At 51.2% G+C, this 17,913-nt stretch carries 13 protein-coding genes; 7 read left to right on the top strand and 6 right to left on the bottom strand.

Annotated elements, in window-relative coordinates; translation table 11 throughout:
• Window positions 1-12: 12 nt before the first annotated feature.
• From IPN95_29245 to IPN95_29235, 3 genes are all read right to left on the bottom strand, one after another.
• A complete protein-coding gene (locus IPN95_29245; GenBank protein MBK9453398.1) occupies window positions 13-2,868 on the bottom strand; it encodes a DEAD/DEAH box helicase family protein in 2,856 nt (951 codons plus the stop codon).
• A 126-nt stretch (window positions 2,869-2,994) separates the two neighbouring features.
• Window positions 2,995-3,567, bottom strand: coding sequence for a pentapeptide repeat-containing protein (locus tag IPN95_29240; GenBank protein ID MBK9453397.1), 573 nt, complete (start codon window positions 3,565-3,567; stop codon window positions 2,995-2,997).
• A 2-nt stretch (window positions 3,568-3,569) separates the two neighbouring features.
• Window positions 3,570-4,088 (bottom strand): N-acetyltransferase, encoded by a 519-nt coding sequence (locus IPN95_29235; GenBank protein MBK9453396.1) that lies wholly within the window; start codon window positions 4,086-4,088, stop codon window positions 3,570-3,572.
• Window positions 4,089-4,237: 149 nt separating this feature from the next.
• Here IPN95_29235 and IPN95_29230 point away from each other — a divergent pair, with 149 nt between their 5' ends.
• The 4 genes from IPN95_29230 (at window position 4,238) to IPN95_29215 (ending at window position 10,102) form a co-directional block, all read left to right on the top strand.
• Complete coding sequence (locus IPN95_29230; protein MBK9453395.1) at window positions 4,238-5,209, top strand: Smr/MutS family protein; 972 nt, start codon at window positions 4,238-4,240, stop codon at window positions 5,207-5,209.
• Between the two features lie 111 nt (window positions 5,210-5,320).
• On the top strand, window positions 5,321-7,342 hold the full coding sequence (locus tag IPN95_29225) for an OmpA family protein (GenBank protein ID MBK9453394.1): 2,022 nt from the start codon (window positions 5,321-5,323) through the stop codon (window positions 7,340-7,342).
• Window positions 7,343-7,347: 5 nt separating this feature from the next.
• Complete coding sequence (locus IPN95_29220) at window positions 7,348-9,084, top strand: hypothetical protein (GenBank protein ID MBK9453393.1); 1,737 nt, start codon at window positions 7,348-7,350, stop codon at window positions 9,082-9,084.
• 58 nt (window positions 9,085-9,142) lie between these two features.
• A complete protein-coding gene (locus IPN95_29215) occupies window positions 9,143-10,102 on the top strand; it encodes a radical SAM/SPASM domain-containing protein (GenBank protein MBK9453392.1) in 960 nt (319 codons plus the stop codon).
• Window positions 10,103-10,528: 426 nt separating this feature from the next.
• On the opposite strand, the gene IPN95_29210 is transcribed toward IPN95_29215, so the two are convergent.
• Genes IPN95_29210 through IPN95_29200 form a run of 3 tightly spaced genes read right to left on the bottom strand, consistent with a single transcriptional unit; the run spans window position 10,529 to window position 13,234 of the window.
• The gene (locus tag IPN95_29210) at window positions 10,529-11,200 is read right to left on the bottom strand and encodes a glycosyltransferase family 2 protein (protein ID MBK9453391.1); all 672 of its coding nucleotides are present in this window, start codon (window positions 11,198-11,200) and stop codon (window positions 10,529-10,531) included.
• Between the two features lie 11 nt (window positions 11,201-11,211).
• A complete protein-coding gene (locus IPN95_29205) occupies window positions 11,212-12,360 on the bottom strand; it encodes a glycosyltransferase (GenBank protein MBK9453390.1) in 1,149 nt (382 codons plus the stop codon).
• Between the two features lie 43 nt (window positions 12,361-12,403).
• Window positions 12,404-13,234 carry a sterol desaturase family protein gene (locus IPN95_29200; GenBank protein ID MBK9453389.1) on the bottom strand — a complete coding sequence of 277 codons (831 nt, stop codon included), beginning with the start codon at window positions 13,232-13,234 and terminating at the stop codon, window positions 12,404-12,406.
• 322 nt (window positions 13,235-13,556) lie between these two features.
• Here IPN95_29200 and IPN95_29195 point away from each other — a divergent pair, with 322 nt between their 5' ends.
• The 3 genes from IPN95_29195 (at window position 13,557) to IPN95_29185 (ending at window position 17,910) form a co-directional block, all read left to right on the top strand.
• Window positions 13,557-14,381, top strand: a complete 825-nt coding sequence (locus tag IPN95_29195; protein MBK9453388.1) for a 2,3,4,5-tetrahydropyridine-2,6-dicarboxylate N-succinyltransferase — start codon at window positions 13,557-13,559, stop codon at window positions 14,379-14,381.
• A 58-nt stretch (window positions 14,382-14,439) separates the two neighbouring features.
• Complete coding sequence (gene rnr, locus IPN95_29190) at window positions 14,440-16,788, top strand: ribonuclease R (protein MBK9453387.1); 2,349 nt, start codon at window positions 14,440-14,442, stop codon at window positions 16,786-16,788.
• A 150-nt stretch (window positions 16,789-16,938) separates the two neighbouring features.
• Window positions 16,939-17,910, top strand: coding sequence for a polyprenyl synthetase family protein (locus IPN95_29185; GenBank protein MBK9453386.1), 972 nt, complete (start codon window positions 16,939-16,941; stop codon window positions 17,908-17,910).
• Window positions 17,911-17,913: the final 3 nt, after the last annotated feature.

Here is a 17,913-nt window from a genome sequence, read left to right as displayed (position 1 = left end):
TCCGCGCAGATATCAAGAAAACAATTCGACCAAGTCTTTCAAATTCAACTGTTTGAACAATTCCTTTTCTTCGGAAATGACCGCATCTGAGAGTTGTGACTTGCGCTCTTGCAGCTTTACGATCTTTTCTTCGATCGTGTCTTTGGAAATGAATTTGTAGGAAAATACCGTTGCGGTTTGACCGATACGGTGACTTCTATCAACCGCTTGGCGCTCAGCCGCGGGATTCCACCACGGGTCAAGGATGAAGACATATTCAGCCGCTGTCAAGTTCAGACCCACACCCCCTGCTTTGAGGCTGATGAGGAAAACCTGCACATCCGGATCAGTTTGAAATCGCTCGACTTGCGCCTGACGATCAACCGTCGAACCGTCGAGATAACAATACGTGACGCCCTTTTTCTGCAAATCGGCCTCAAGAATCTTGAGAAGCCGTACAAACTGCGAAAAGACGAGCACTTTGGCGCCTTTGGAAATCACTTCCTCCAAAAGCCGCTCATATTCCTGGAATTTACCGGATTCGGAGAGTTCATAATCCTGTCCCTCTTCCACCAATTGGGGGTGAATCGCGATTTGTCGTAGCTTTTGAAGGCCTGCGAGGATGTTCAGCTTCTTGGTCCCGAATTCCGCTTCGTCCATTCCCAAGAGGAAATTGCGGTAGGCATTTTTGGTTTCCTCGTAGAGTCCACGCTGCGCGTCAGTCATCTCGCAAAAGTGCACCTGCTCAACCTTGGGTGGCAATTCGAGGGCAACTTGGGATTTGGTGCGGCGCAGAATGAAGGGGTGGATCATTTTGCGCAAGCGCTCTGCGCGGGCTGCATCGCGAAATTTCTCGATCGGGGTCACGTAAAAATCGCGGAAAAACGTTTCGCCGCCGAGCAATCCCGGATTGAGGAAGGTCATTTGCGACCAAAGGTCGAGCAATGTGTTTTCCACGGGCGTGCCCGTGAGCGAAAGTCGGTGTTTGGCGACAAGATCCTTGACCGCCTTGGCAGTTTTGGAGCTCGGATTCTTGATCATTTGACTTTCGTCCAAGATCAAATAATGAAACGGAAACTTGGCCAGCATTTCGAGATCGGAACGCACCAAGCCGTAAGTCGTAAAAATGACGTCGTATTGGGAAAATTCGAGGGGATCTGTATTGCGTTGGGAACCCGTGTGGATGAGCACCTTCAGTGATGGCGTAAACTTCCTGGCCTCCGCTACCCAGTTGTATATCAGCGAAGTCGGCATCACTACCAAAGATGCTTGCGTCGGACCATTCTCCTTTTCGCGTTGAAGCAAAGAGAGCGTTTGAAGCGTTTTTCCCAAACCCATGTCATCGGCCAAGATACCGCCAAAGCTGTATTCCTGGAGAAATCCGAGCCAATCGTATCCCTGTTTTTGGTAGCTGCGCAAATCGGCTTTGAGCCCACGCGGGAGGTCGTACTCCTTGATTTCCATCGAGGAAACCAAATCCCCGATTTTCTGCTTGAAATTGGATTTGTTCCCCATCGGCATGTCCAACACAACCGCCTGATACTTGCGAATGCTCAAGGTATCGTCGTCGCGTTGCTCCGCAATTTCGAGCAGGTGACGGTAATCTGAAAACCACTCTTCGGGAAGGATCGCCGTGGCACCATTGGGCAGCACGTAGTCCCGTTTGCCTTGCATAATGTGCTTCCTGAACTTCAAAAAGGGAATTATGAAGCCTGCAATATGCACCATGGCTTTGATATCAAACCAGTCGCCCGCGTCTTTGGTCTCGAATACAATTTCGGGGCGTTCAAACGTGAGATTCTGAACTTCACCGTCTTGCACGACTTCGATGCCGTTGGAAACGAGCTCACGTACATTTTCTGAAAGCCATTGCAGTCCAGATTGCCGGCCCATCATGCCCATATCCAGCAAGTTACTTCCGCCGAGCAAGCGTTCCATGTACAAAACGACGTCACGTTCGGCTTCTTGATTGCGGAAAATCTTGTAGAAGATGAAGTCGTTGTCTTGTTGTCCCACCACGACGTCGACATCCTTTTGGTGGTTGGGCTTGAGATCGAAATCCCCGTATTGCACACGCAACTCCATGGACAAAAGGCCATTGCCGGTCGCATCTACCACAAATCTAAACTTTGGGTCGCGCCGAATGTAGGATATCCGCATGCCCTCGGTATCGACCTCGTATTTGCTGACGATTTGAGGGACGAATCCTTTGAAGTACTTTTCCTCAACGGCTTTTGGAATCGAAATATGGGGTTTGGAAAAGAATGGACGCATCTTGCGCGCCTCAATATCTTGGTCAAAAGTGAAAATTTCCGTTCCCAGCATCATCCAAGCGGGCTCTTCCACGATGACCTTTGCATCTTTTCGACAGACGGAAAGCCTGACGTTGTTGCGGTAGACCATCGGAAAATACCGCGTTTCATCTGCATTGCGGCGAAAATAAAAGCGTACCGATGCGAGATCATCGGCAATGCTCAAACGGGTTTTGGCTGGATAACCGTCCCTGCTTGATTCAAAAAGGGGTTTGTTGCGTAACATGGGGATTGCTTCCAACATCAGGCGATCTACGTACCGAAGCACAGTGTCTTTGATCGCATCGTGGAACTTTTTGGAGAAAAATTCGCTGATGTTGCGCACCGTTCCGCCAAATTTCTTGACAATCTCATCGCTGGTAAGTTTGTCAAGATGTTTGACCAAGGCCCTGTCCTCGTTGTCGAGCATGTGGTTGAACTGCGACATATTCTCGGGCATCAGCGCTTGGTAGGTCAGGCTAAGGCTCCCATTGTCAAGCTCTTGCACGACATGCGAAGAAAAAAGACAACCCAAAAATTCATGCTCGTACAGCGAATAAACGACCTTGAATTTCTTTCCTGAATCAACCAATCTCATAAAACACCTCGACGCTTCATTTCAATCCAAACGTCAAAGATAAGCGGTTTTCGTGTCTCGGGGCACTGAAATCGATGCAAGAAAATGAGTTTGGCGTCGGGCCAATACAAAGTCCCAGAAGTCAATTCATTCAATTTCAATTCCAAACTTGTCGAGCAAGCCCAAGACGTCCGGATAGCTGAATTTGGCACCCTTTACGGCATTTTTATCAGGATCGATGCTGTAGTTTCGGGCTGTGCGGAAGTCTGCACCGCGCAACTGCGAGGCTTGAAACACGGTGCGCTTCAAGTCACAACCATCAAAAACTGCCTGGGACAAATCGGATTCGGTAAAATTGGCCTCGGCGATCGTGCAGTTGACAAATTTTGTCTTTTTGAGCTTTTTCTTGTGAAAATAGGCAAAATCGAGGTTGCAGCCATCGAAACCCAGATCGAGGAGAAAGTCGTTGCAGGCAGAAAAATCCAATCCGATCAGCTTGCAATCCTTGAAAAACACGCCCTTCAAGCCCGTACCTTCCAGCTTGGCATTGCCAAGATTGCAGCCCGAGAAGCGGCAATCGATGAAATTGACCTCGCTCAAGTCTGCTTTTGCAAAATTGCAGTCCAAGAATTCGCAGCCTTCGTATTCCGGGAAGGGCAAGCTGCGGCCGGCATAGTCGTTGCCTCTAAAAGTGCTGTTGCGGATGTTTTCCTTCTGCATCGTCAATCAATCGGATCTGTGAGTAGTACTTGCCAATAGCCGACATCAATCCAATTGCCAAACTTGAATCCGACCTCCTTGAAGTGGGCAACCTTTTCGAATCCGCATTTTTCGTGGAGCCGCACGCTTGCCTCATTGGGCAGGGCGATACCTCCAATGGCAGCGTGCAGGCCGAGTCCGCGAAGCCGGTTCAGCAATTCCTGATAGAGCAATTTCCCCAAACCCCGACCTGCAACGTTCGCGTCGAGATAGACGGTCGTTTCCACCGAATTGCGGTAGGCGCAACGTGATTTCCAGCTGCTTGCGTAGGCGTAGCCGAGGATCCGGCCGGCCTCCACACAAACAATCCACGGGAATTTTTCGCTGACCTCGGAAATCCTTCCTGCCATTTCATCATCCGAAATCGCCGTTTCTTCAAATGTGATGACCGTTTCCAGTATAAAATGGTTGTAAATGGCGGCAATTTCCGGGGCATCCGATGGGGACGCGTTCCGGATTTTAACATTTACAAATTCAAGCATGCACAATCGATCTCGATTCAATCCCAGATAGTTTTGCCGACAGACAAATCTATCGCCCCGAAATTAAGGCATTCGTCTTAGTTTTACCAATCGATCAACGCTGCCTCCCCTGGATTGCAGCCATCAAACACTGAAAAACGGCATCATCAATGCGTGAGATATTTAAGGTAGGCGAAAAGGTAAGATTGCTTCATGCCAAAGGAGAAGGCGTCGTCCAAAGGGTGATCAGCCCCACAAGGGTTGAAGTCCTGATTGATGAGTTCTATGAAATGGAACTCGGCGTGGACGAAGTGGTGAAAATCAATTCGGCAGAAAGCATTTTGAGGAATGAGGAGGAGGAAGAAAGCGACAAGCCCAAAAAGAAGGGACTGGGAATTGGGCCTAGCCTCGCGCCTGCCCCGGATCTCCCGCCAAGTTTTGTCCTCTTCAAGAATGCCGACCAAGACTACGAATTTTGGCTCCTCAATCAAGGTCGGAACGAGGTGCTTTTCACGTGTTATGTCAAAGTCGGCAACAAGTTCATCAGCTACAACTCGGGATCGGTGATGCCCCGCGAAAATCACTTCATCGGGCGGCAGACGCCTGCAGAATTCCACATGGCGCGGCTGATTTACCTTCAAATCCTTCAATTTCCGCGGATTGAGCATCCCAAGCCGATTGCACCGATCACGCTGGAAATCAATTGCAAAACCGACATTTTTACCCGTGAGACGAAATCGGTGCCTGAGTTGAATGTACAAGGCTGGGAATTTGTCTTGGAGGAAAAAGTTGAGGTTCAGACCAGCATGCTCGCCGAGAGTGCCGTCAGCGATGCACGTCTTACCGTGCAAAAGCCACCGAAACCACCGAAGGTGGTGGACCTGCATATCCACAAAATCATCAGCAACCCACTTGGAATTGACAGCCATACCATGATGCGCCTGCAATTGGAGGCCTTTGAAAAGGCCCTCACCGATGCACAGGCCCATCATTTGGACTCTATGGTGTTCATTCACGGGATCGGAAATGGCACGTTGAAAAAGGAAATGCATCACCGCCTCATGGGATTTGACTTCGTAAAACACTACGAATTGGCCGATCCCGTGCTCTATGGCAACGGGGCAACGATCGTGTTTTTTTAGCGGATTTCATTTGCGGTACTTATTTTGCATTGCAATGGATTTCGGGCGAGGTAGCACGTAACCACGCTGCATTTGCTCGTTAGAGCTTGAAAAGAATAGGAGAGCATCAAGATGAAACGATTGTTGGGTTTGATTTTGGCGGTTGGCTTCGGTACAGGAACTGCTTTTTCTCAAGATGTACATTGGGCTTCAAAGGTTTTGGAGGTTTCATCGGAATACCGCGACGCCAACAATCCCGGCCACTATGCAGCCAAGGAGGCGCTTGGGCCGCCCAGCATTGACCCGGCAGTGAGCAAGGGTACAGAATGTACCTGGTCGCCTTCCGAAGCCGATATCGACAAGGAAGAGTACATCACCTTGGGGTACCCAAAAGCAATTCACATCCAACAAATCGCGATTTCTGAAGCCTTGGGCGCAGGATCTTTGGTTAAAGTCATCCTGTTTAATGGAAATACACCCACGGTCATTTGGACCAACCCGGCTCCCGGACCTGGTTCGATGGGAGGCAAAATGACCAACATATTCATTCCTCGCACCGAATTTGCCTGCAGCAAGCTCATGGTCGTGCTCAATCCGAAGCTTGTGGCCGGTTTTAACCAAATCGATGCTGTCGGCATCTCGGAATCAACTGACACGATCAAAGCAAAAATCAACCTTGCGCCTGGCATTTTGACGGAGGGAATACGAGAAAACCTCGGGCCCAATGTCAATTCACCTACGGATGAGCTGCTTCCTGTCATCATCCCCGACGGGCAGTTGCTGTATCTCACACGCCAAGGCCACCCCAACAACCTCGGAAACGTCGATATGCAGGACATCTACGTCTCGCGCCGAAATCCGGATGGCACTTGGGGACTTGCGGAGAATTTGGGTGAGCCTTTGAATAACAAGGACAACAATGCTGCAGCGGCCATATCGCCTGATGGTCAGACGATGTTGCTGCTCAACAAATACAAGGAGGATGGAAGCGGCGAAGTGGGCGTTTCTTATGCCCGCCGACTTGGAAATACCTGGGACAAGCCAAAAGGGCAGGATATCGACAACTTCTACAACCGTAGCCCCTACGGGGAATATGCCATGGCAGCCTCAGGAAAAACGATGATTTTGGCCATTCAACGAGACAATGGCAGCGGCGGAAAGGACCTGCATGTCTCCTTTTTGAAGCCTGATGGCAGTTGGACCGAGCCCGCCAACATGGGTGCAACCGTGAATACTGCAGGTGGCGAAAGCACGCCCTTTCTCGCGGCTGACGACGCGACGCTGTATTTTTCGACAAATGGTCGCGTCGGCTATGGCAGCAAGGACATGTACGTGACGCGCAGACTCGACAGCACCTGGACCAACTGGTCTGAGCCGCAAAACCTTGGCCCTCTGCTCAATACTCCTGGATGGGACGCCTATTATTCGATTCCAGCATCTGGCGATTACGCCTACTTTGTCTCCTATCAAAATTCGCTGGGGCGCGCTGATATTTTCAGAGCTCCGATGCCTGCGAGCGTGCGCCCCAAGCCCGTTGTGCTGATCAAAGGCCGTGTCTTAAACGCAAAAACCATGGAGCCTTTGGGTGCCGAGATCCTCTACGAATCCCTCACGAGTGGAAAAGAACTGGGAATCGCACGCAGCAATCCCGGTGATGGCTCCTATTCCATCGTGCTTCCTGCGGGAGAAGTTTATGGTTTTCTAGGTCAAGCCGTCGGCTTTGCGCCTGTTAGCGAAAATCTCGATCTCAAAAAACTCGATGCTTATCAAGAAATTACCAAGGATCTCTACCTTGTTCCCATCGAAGTGGGCAGCATTGTGCGCCTGAACAACCTCTTTTTCGACACTGGAAAATGGGATTTGCGTCCTCAGTCGACCAAGGAGTTGGGCCGATTGGTAAAATTGTTGAATGACAATCCGACCATGACGATTCAAATTGCCGGCCACACGGACGATGTCGGCTCCGACGTGAGCAACCTCGAACTCAGCAAAAAGCGTGCATTGGCGGTTCAAACGTATTTGATTGCGAAGGGCATTGTCGCCAATCGCCTCACCAATAAAGGATTCGGAGAGACAAAACCACAACTCCCGAATACGAATGCCGAAAACCGCCAAATCAATCGCCGCGTCGAATTCAGCATCCTTCAGAAATAGGGTCCATGGTGGTAAAAACTGGGACACGTCGGCGATTGGATGCAAAAGGAGCGGCATTTTGTCTGGTTCTGCTAGGATCGTTTGCCTTGGCGAATGGTCAATTACCCGTCATCAAAGGTAAATCAACGACCCAAAGCGGGATGATTTACTACGATGTCAATAGCGCAGAAGACAAACGTGAGCGGATTTACCAATATACGGTCTGCCCTGACTCTGCTGGTTGTATCACACTGGATTTCAACATGATTCGCAGTGACCAGGTTGTCAATGGCCGTGTGGAAGGTCAGGAAGAGGCGACGAATTTTGTAAAAATCTTCGATGGGAATTCCGTCGGGGGCCAACTCTTGGGAAGTTTTGGAACCATGGCCGGCACACGGTCCTTCCAAACCAATTCAGGTTGCGTGACGGTTGAATTCGTTCGGGATGCCAAGGGCCTTAATTCGGTTTGGACAGCAATGTGGCGTGGAAGAAAGTCTGTCGAATGCATTCGTCCGATGGAAACCAATCCTTGCGCCAATGTTCAAGACATCTGCGGCCCCGATTTTCACGAGAATTTCCACTATTTCGGAAAACAATCCCTGAGTCCCGCCACGCCTGCAGGCTCCTGTGTAGAAAAACCGCACAATGAAACTTGGTACCGATTTGCGATTGTACAATCGGGAAGACTGCAATTTGAGATCGTTCCTGACAATGGATTTGATGATTACGACTGGGTTTTACTCAAAGCCGATCCGCAGGATCCCGATGCTTGCCCGACTCTCCCCGAGACCAACGCGCGCTTGGCCTGCAACAACGCCGCCGGACGCGGACACCTTGGTGCTACGGGTATGGGTACAAAAGGTCAGTCCCTCAATGCCGGAAGTTCGGGAAATCCTTACTGTCAACCCCTTGACGTCAAAAAGGGTGACATTTTCTTTTTGATGATTGACGACTATTCCAAGCATTCTGCAGGCTTCACGATCAGCTTCAATGAGGTCGTGATGAACTGTTTGAACCCCAAAAAGGACTTTTTGCAGGTCGCTTGGAATGAAAGTTTGAGTGCGCCCCCCGTCGATCCCCGAAAGTCATTTTCCAAATACACGCGTGTCCTTCGCATCGACCTTTCTGAAAAAGCCAACCTTCCCTTGGCGAATAGCAGGCTGCCAGAAAAGTTATTCGAAAACGAAGGTCAATCCAAGACATCCGCGAATGCGCAACTTTTTGAGAACAAAGGCATTGTCTCGGCGCTACTGCACAGCTTGAAGGCCGGGAACTCACAGGCTTTTTCCGCCCATGATTTCCGCAGTCCGGTACACTTCGGGGACTTTTTGGATCTTGCACAACGGCAAAGTTCAGACAGCAATGCCGTTCGCACGGACTGGTGGAATCCGCGGCGGGAGGATGTCGAAGGCTATTTGCAAGTCCTTGAATTGATTGTCGATGAGACGTTTGACAAAATTTCCGGGATCAAGCGACAACAAATTCGATACATCCGGGTCTTGTGGACCGACCGTGATGGAAAGGCGCCCGACTTCAACGTTGCGGTCTTCAACTATGCCGAGGTCCAAGACTTGTTGGACCGCATTCCTGTAGAAAATGGGCACAATGAAGCCAACGCCATCAGCATCAAGGACTTTCTTGAGAATCAAATGTACAATGCGGTGATGGTCGAACGCAGCAGCAAATCGGTCAACACCTTGCAGCAGAGCCGATTCACGGGTGAAAGGCAAGTGGAGTTGGACAGTTTCAACTGGAACCAATGACGCTTTGGTGGATCGCAACGCGCATCCATGCTTCGTGAAACTTCATTAATATTGTAAGATGGCCATCCGCTACAACATGGGACGCAAGGGAATGCTGCGCAACGGGCTGTACAAGCTCCGCCGCGGCATGCCCAAGGGCTTGCGGCTCCGCGTATGGCAAACCACTGCGGCCCGCATTTTTGAACGAAAAGCATTCTCCAAACAGGTTCCGCTTTTTCGATCCCTTGAATTGGAAACGCGCACACGCTGCAATTCGAGTTGCAGCTTTTGTGCGGCAAGCATCCTCACCGATCAGCGACCCGACGTGTACATGCCCGAGGCGCTTTACGACAAGATCATCGCCGAATTGGTGGCCCTGGATTACGACGGCGCCATCAAATTCTTCGTGAACAATGAGCCGTTGCTGGACAAACGCACCCCGGAATTCATTCGAAGGGCAAAAGCAAATCTCCCGAAAGTCAAGACCGAGGTTCATACCAATGGACTGAAGCTCAACCCCAAAAGTGGCCGAGAGCTGTTGGAAGCGGGCTTGGACTTGCTGTATATCAACAATTACAGTCAAGACGGCGAGATGCACAAAGGTGTCAAAGCCTTTTTGGATGAAGTCGCACCCGAATTTCCCAACACGGAGATCGTTTTCCATCTGCGGTTGCTCGACGAGCAATTACTCAACCGAGGCGGCACCGCGCCCAACGGCCGTGTGCTTTCGGAACCCCTGCCCCTCCCCTGCATTTTGCCCTTTGACGAGATGGTCGTCACGGCCGATGGACGCGTTACGATCTGCTGTCAGGATCACTACTTCGAATCCGCCGTTGGAAACCTCAACAACAGTAGTCTGCACGACGTTTGGTACGGGGCAGGCTTCAGCAAACTCCGGTCGGATCTGTTGCGTTCCGACCGCTCAGGCAACAAATTTTGCAGTTCTTGCGATTTCAGAGGCTACAAAGAGGAACATCTTACATCCACAGAATCGTTCAAAAACCGTGCTGTAGGGGCATTGTTGGATGAATTTTCCTGAATCAGCCGGAAGTTGCACCGATCTTCAGCCAGCGCCCTTTTACAAATCCACAATTCTTCAGTTTTCCTGACAGTCCATGCAACGAATATTTCGATTTTCGTATCTATGTACAAAGAGGAGCGGCAATTCAACTTGGCGATTGTCGGCTGACTTTGAAATTTTATCCTAAGAACTGAAGCGTTTCCAGGTTGGAAATGCAAAATGGAGGTTGTTATGGGAACCATGTCGGAATTTGGTGTCCTGCTTTTGCTTGTTTTGGCCTTCTCTGTGCCTTTGTTACAAAACATTTTTGCGCGCTTTTGGCGGCAGGATGAAGACAACGAGAAGTCGTAGAAAATTTTTGTCGGGCTTATGTGGGTGCAAGGAACGTCGAATCGGACGCAACTTTGCACCCATTTTTTATCCCGGCTTCGAAGGAACAAGCATTCAACGCCGAAATCGCAAATAGATCAGAAAGAACAGGTTATGAAACCCGTCCCGAAATTTCCGGATCTTTTTTTCGCCAAATCGCAAATAGTATGGAATGTGGACTTCCTTGAATTTCAGGTTCCGTTTGATCGTATCGATTTTGATCTCTTCGCTCAACGGCATGCCGTCGCTTTCCAGCCTGATTTTCGCCAGGACATCGCGTTTGAACACCCACATTCCGCTTTGTGAGTCTTTCAGGCCATAGCCGAACAGGATTTTTGCCGCCAAGGTCAACACCCAGTTGCCAAATTTGCTAACCGGGTCCATGTTTGCAGGGTTCTGAAGCGGAAATCTGCATGCCGAGATAAAGTCCAAATCGCTGGCAAGCAGATGCTCCACCAATTTGGGAATTTCCTCGATGGGATAGGTTCCGTCACCGTCCAGCGTGACGACGACATCCGAGTTCACCGCGGAAAAACCTGCTTTGTAGGCCGCACCATAACCTTTTTTAGACTCAAAAACGACGGTTGCGCCCAAACTGCGTGCGATTTCTGCAGTATTGTCGGTGCTGTTGTTGTCCACCACAAGGACGACATCGACACAGGCAGGCAATTTGGCCATCACATGCGGCAATCCCAGCGCTTCGTTGAAGCAGGGAATGACGAGCGTAATGGATTTTCCGTTCAGCATTGGCCTGTGTTTCAATAGGAAAGTTTGGCCATCAGTTCTAACATTCTTGGCGACTCCGAATCCCAACTCCATCCTGCGGAAGGCAAGGGATGCTGCTGCAGTTCGGTCGAGAGCGTCTTCACTTGATTGAAAACCGTCATCGCATCTTCGCTCGTCCAGGCTTTTGGAAGCACCACACCAAACTTCGAATGGGCATTCATAGAATCCCAGATGGGGTTTTCCGAATAGACCAACGGCTTGCCAGCAGCCATGAATTCGTAGAACTTGGTGGGAATGCGGTCTTTGATATTTTCCTTCAATTGGTACAACGCCACACCAAAAGTACAGACTTTGATCAAGGCGACCAATTGCTCAAACGGAACGTAGCTGCTGCCCCCAACCAACGCAAAGCGACCTGACAATCCCGTCGCATTGACGCGCAATTGCAGTTCTTGAAGCAAGGCAGCATCCTGCGAATGCCCGGCAATGACCAAATTGACGGCGGAGAATTTGTTGAATTCGGCCCAAAGAGAAACTGCCTTGAATATACCCCAGTTTTCGGCAATGGTACCGGTACAGAGCATCATCGGCAGCTTGGGGTCGGCCAAATCGAGCTTTTGCGCGGGAACGATTGCCGGTGCGCGGAACTTATTGCGCGCCACCACCGTGCGGTCGGGATCGAAGGGAAGGAGGGCTTGAAAGCAATCTTCGGCCAAGATGAGGCCATCGCCCCATTTGCAAAAGTCGTCCTGTACGGCTTTTACCCTTGCAGCGAGCTTTGGCCTTGACCATTCGGAGTAGTAATCGGCATGTAAAATGTTGGCGACATAGTCTTCGTGCATGTCATAGACGACTTTGACGCGCGTCAAAGCCTTTTTCAGCTTCTTTCCGGTTGCGAGCAATTCGACGGTGTGAATCTGATAAATGTCGGCTCCCACGCGTCGGGCAATGCGACTAAAACGCCAAGAATACCAAATTCGTCGCCAACTCAGCCGCCCAAAAACGCCCAAGGGGATGATTTCAACGCCCTCGCGTAGATAAGGCGCAGGCGCAGGATCCTGCGCGATGATGGTTACCCGGTAGCCCGCCCGCACCTGAGACAAGGCCATTTTGAAAAAAATCCGGCTGTGAATCGCAGGATTCAGCAGGGAAATATGACAAATATGGAGGGCATCAGCCATGAGGTATCGGCCAAGTTAGCAATTAATGGCCTTGAACCCGCTTCTACTTCAAAGGCTCAAACGGCCGCTTCAACAATGCGCCCAGATTTTCGTCTTGCTCGTTGGGATAATAGCGATCAAGTCCGTAGCGGATATCCTTGGGATTCATCGTCTTGAATGTGAAGAAGATACGGTCCCAAATCGCGAATACCGCACCGTAGTTGCTGTCGGTATAGGGCTGCTTCCAATGGTGGTGGACCTTGTGCATATTCGGGGAAACGAGTACGTAGCTGATCAACTTGTCCAGCACGGGCGGCAGGGAAATGTTGGCGTGGGTGAAGGAGGTGAAAATGGTCAAAAAGGTTTGGTAGATCATCACACCGTAGACCGGCGCACCACAGAGCACCAATCCGATCAGGAAAAATACGCCCCGCCAAACGCTTTCCAGTGGATGGTGGCGCAGTCCCGTGGTGACATCGACGTTGTTGTCGGCATGGTGAACGATATGCCAACGCCAAAACAGCGGAACCTTGTGCTCAATGAAATGCGACATCCATCCCCCAAACAGATCCAACATCAAGGCGGAGAGAATCACGACCAGTCCAGTGGATTTGGCCAAACCAGCCCAGTAAATAAGGCCGAAATTGGCTTTCGCGCACCAATCAGCGAGCAAAACGATGACGATTCCAAAGCCGGTGTGGATGATCAGGTGAATCAAGGTAAACAGCAAATTGACGCCTGCATGACGTGCCTTGTTCTTTTTGTAATGCATCGGAAGTAACGGAATCGCCCCTTCGATGATCCAAAAGATCAACAATCCACCGACGATAAACGCCAAGCGCTCCAAGGGCCGGTTTTCAAGGCCTTCGAAGTGTGCTATAATGTCATTCCACATTGTGTACAAGATTTACCGTCCAAGTTGCGATTTTTCAGGGAATCATGCCAACGCAACACATTATTTGCATCAGTTGACTTGTTTCGATTTTGGAAACAACTGCCCAAGCATGGAAAACCACCGATGGAAACTATAAAATGTCTTTTGGCAAGGGCTCAGGCTCCATTTCCTACGATCCAATTATATTTGCAGCAGAAAAGTCAGAGGGGTGGTGACCGCGCGGTAGATTTTCGGATATTCGCAAACAAGCAAGAGAATCCGGAGTTGAATGAAGGCAGGGTCAGAACAGTTCGCTTGCGAACACCTTTTACAGTGATTGCGCATGTCAACAGACGCATTGAAAGAAAAAATCGAAAAAGCCTGGGAGAACCGGGAACTGCTCAAGGAACAAGCCACATTGGACGCCATCGACGCCACGATTGCAGCGCTTGATGCAGGTCAAATCCGTTGTGCCGAACCCTTGCCCAACGGCGATTGGCAAGTCAATGAATGGGTCAAAAAGGCGGTGATCCTGTACTTTCCGGTTCGGAAAATGGAAACGATTGAGCTTTCCCCCTTCGAATACCACGACAAAATGGCCCTCAAACGGGACTATGCAGCCAAGGGCGTTCGTGTCGTGCCGCCGGCAACGGCGCGCTACGGTGCTTACATTTCTGCCGGCGTCATTCTCATGCCCTCCTACGTCAACATCGGCGCCTACGTCGATTCGGGGACGATGGTGGATACCTGGGCAACGGTCGGCTCCTGTGCGCAGATCGGCAAAAACGTGCATTTGAGCGGCGGCGTGGGCATCGGCGGCGTCTTGGAACCTGTTCAAGCCGCACCGGTGATCATCGAAGACGATGCCTTCATCGGCAGTCGCTGCATCGTCGTCGAAGGCGTGCGCGTCGGTCGCGAAGCTGTCTTGGGCGCCAACGTGGTCCTCACCGCATCTTCCAAGATCATCGACGTATCCGGTCCGGAACCCATCGAATACCGTGGCTACGTACCTGCAGGTTCCGTTGTGATCCCGGGTTCGATTCCCAAAAAATTCCCTGCCGGCGAATACCAAGTCCCCTGCGCCCTGATCATCGGAAAACGAAAACCATCGACCGACCGTAAGACCTCTTTGAATGACGCCCTCCGCGAATTCAACGTAAGTGTTTAATTTTCAATGAATATTTCAAAAACAACCTATCAATTTCATCATTCAAACCCAGATAAAAATGGCTAAAAGTAAATCACCCAAAACGATCGAGAAGGAAAATAAACGCCTCCGGTCGCTGCGCACGCTCGTCGTGCAGTTTCTTCAGAAGGAACCCCACAAAGCATTCAACCACAAACAAATCGCTGCCGGATGCGGCCTCAAAGGCGAACTCAGCACGGAAAGAATGATTGAATTCCTCGACCAAATGGCCGAGGCAGGTCTTCTCAAAGTTCCTGAAAGAGGGAAATATTCGGTCGTGGTCAAGGAGCGTGTCCAAACGGGCCGCGTCGAGATCAAGGGCGAAGGCTACGGATTTGTGGTTTTGGACACCGAAGAAAAGACCGAAGACGTCTTCGTACCACCAAATCGCCTGAACAAGGCCATGAACGGCGACAAGGTGCAAGTGCGCATCACCAAAGGCGGTGGCCGCGGTCAACGTGCTGAAGGCGAAATCGTCGAAGTGCTCGAAAGGGCAACGGAGGCCTTCATCGGAACCATCGAATTGATCGGCAAAACCCCGACTTTCCGACCCGATGACCCGAAATTGAATCAGGACTTTGTTGTCACCGTTGCCAAGGACCTTGTGGTACGTGACGGAGACAAGGTGATCATCAAACTCGGGGATTGGACCCATCATCTGCCGGAAGGTGAGGTGATCAAAGTCCTCGGCAAATCCGGCGAAAACGAGACGGAAATGCATGCCATTCTCTTCCAATTCGGATTTGAGGTGGCATTTCCGCCGGAAGTGGAGGCCGAAGTGGCCAAATTCGACGGAAAAATATTGGAGGAAGAGATCGCCAAGCGCCGCGACATGCGCAAGATCACGACGTTCACGATCGACCCGCACGATGCCAAGGACTTTGACGATGCGCTTTCGTTTGAGCGACTGTCGAATGGCAACATCGAAGTCGGCGTTCACATCGCGGACGTGAGCCACTTTGTGCATCCGGGAACGGCCTTGGACGATGAAGCCTACAACCGCGCCACGAGCGTCTACCTCGTCGACCGAACGGTTCCGATGCTTCCTGAGCGCCTTTCCAATGACTTGTGCAGCTTGCGCCCGCATGAGGACCGACTTTGCTTCTCGGCCATTTTTGAGGTGGATGAGCACGGAAATCTGATCAAGGAATGGTTTGGCCGCACGATCATCCACTCCGACCGCCGATTTGCCTACGAAGAAGCGCAAGACGTGATGGACAAAGGCGAAGGCGACTACTTCGAAGAACTCACCGAGCTCAACCGCCTCGCCAAAATCTTCCAGAAGGAGCGTTTCAAGCACGGATCGATCAACTTTGAAGAGGACGAAGTCAAATTCGAGCTCGATGCTGAAGGAAAGCCGATTCGCGTGTACCGCAAGGTGCGCAAAGACGCCCACAAAATGATCGAGGATTGGATGTTGATGGCCAACAAGCGCGTGACCTTTCACGTTGCCAAGATGCGCCAAGGCATTCCCCTCCCCTTCCTCTACCGCATCCACGACCGTCCCGATGAGGAAAAGCTCTACACTTTGCAGCAGTTTGCCGCGACTTTGGGCTACAACCTCGATTTGAGCGACGAACGCAAGATCGCCAAGGCGCTCAATGCCTTGATGACGCAAGTCGAAGGCAAGCCCGAACAGAGCATGCTCCAAACCGTGGCGGTCCGCACAATGGCCAAGGCCATCTACAGCACCGACAACATTGGCCACTATGGCCTTGGTTTCGAGCACTATACGCACTTCACATCGCCGATTCGAAGGTATCCCGACTTGATCGTCCACCGATTGCTCGGTCAGTACCTTTCCGGCAACTTCAACGCCAACCCGGGGAAACTCGAATTGGCCGCGAAACATACGAGCAACCGCGAAAAACGGGCTGCTGAGGCCGAACGCGCGAGCATCAAATACAAACAGGTCGAGTTCCTCGAGGACAAGATCGGAGTACAGTTTGAAGGCATCGTGACGGGCGTGACCAATTGGGGCGTGTACGTGGAAATCCTGGAAAATCGCTGCGAAGGCATGATCGGCCTGCACACGATGACCGACGATTACTACGAAGTCGACACCACCAACTACTGCATCCGCGGGCGATTGAGTGGTCGCAAGATCAGTTTGGGCGACAAATTGATGGTCGAAGTCAAAGGCACGAGCCTACGCAACCGCACGATCGATTTCCTGATGATCGCCCACTTGGAATCGGCCTTCGAAGACACCGAAATGCCGTTGGTGCAACGTCGGGCAGCGCAGGCGCCGGGCGGCAAAGGCCAATACGGCGGACGCCGTGGCGGTATGCCGATGAAAAAACACGGTCCGGCGGGCGGCGAAAAGCGCAAAGCCAAAAAGGGCACGAGCAAGGGCGCCAACAAAGGCAAGCCCAAACGCAGAGGATAAAGCAAGTGGAGGGCAAGATTGGAATGCGAATTCGAATTTTGCCCTCTGTTCTTTTTCTGACCGAACCTTCCGAACAATCACTATTTTTGACCGACCTCCTCAACGCTCGAGATGGGGTCAAGGAAACATCTACTGACGTCAAAAAATACGATGCAGCAACCTGCAGAACTCAAGGCCGCACTTGAAGGCCACCTTTCGGGAATCTCGTCAAGACCGCACTGGCAATCAGGATTGTATGCGCCGATGGCGTATATTTTGGACTTGGGTGGCAAGCGCATCCGGCCGATGCTGTTGCTGATGAGCTATCAGGCCATGTCGGGCCGCCCGGGAACTGAGGCCTTGAACTGCGCAACCGCCGTCGAATTTTTTCACAACTTCAGCCTGATCCACGATGATATCATGGACAACGCGCCTGTGCGGCGTGGCAAACCGACCGTCCATGAAAAATGGAATACCAATACCGCGATTCTTTCAGGGGATGCGATGTTTGCCTTGGCCTATGAGTTTCTGATTCAGGACTTTCCACAGCAGGCAGCTCCGCTTTTGCGTGAGTTCACGCGCGTGGCCGTGGGTGTCTGCGAAGGCCAAATGGAAGACATGGAGATGGCCGGGCAACGTGCTGACGTGCCGCAGTACATCGAAATGATCCGCAAAAAGACCGCGATGCTCATCGGCGGGAGTCTAAGCATAGGCGCGATTGCCGCAGGCGCAAGTCCGCAGGAAGTCGAGCGGCTGTATCAACTTGGAGAGACCGCCGGGATCGGATTTCAACTGCATGACGACTATTTGGATGTCTATGCCCCTGCAGAAAAATTTGGAAAACAAGTCGGTGGAGACATTTTGGAAAACAAGATGACCTTCTTGCTGATCCGTTGTATCGAACGTGCGAATCCCGAGCAGAAGAAGCGACTCGATCACTTGCTCTACGAGGAAAAGGTACCGGAGGCAAAAATTGCCGGCGTCATGGCGCTTTATGCTGAGCTGGGCATCGAGCAAGAAACCATCGCCGAAATGGACCGTTATTTTGCAGCAGCAGATGCGATTGCCGTGGAATTTCGAGGAAAACCTGGATTTGAGATGATTGAAGGCTTTTTCCAGTCGATATCCAAACGTGACCATTAAGCG

It is taken from the genome of Bacteroidota bacterium, assembly GCA_016718825.1.
GTDB lineage: Bacteria > Bacteroidota > Bacteroidia > J057 > JADKCL01 > JADKCL01.
This window is presented reverse-complemented; position numbering and strand designations above follow the sequence as displayed.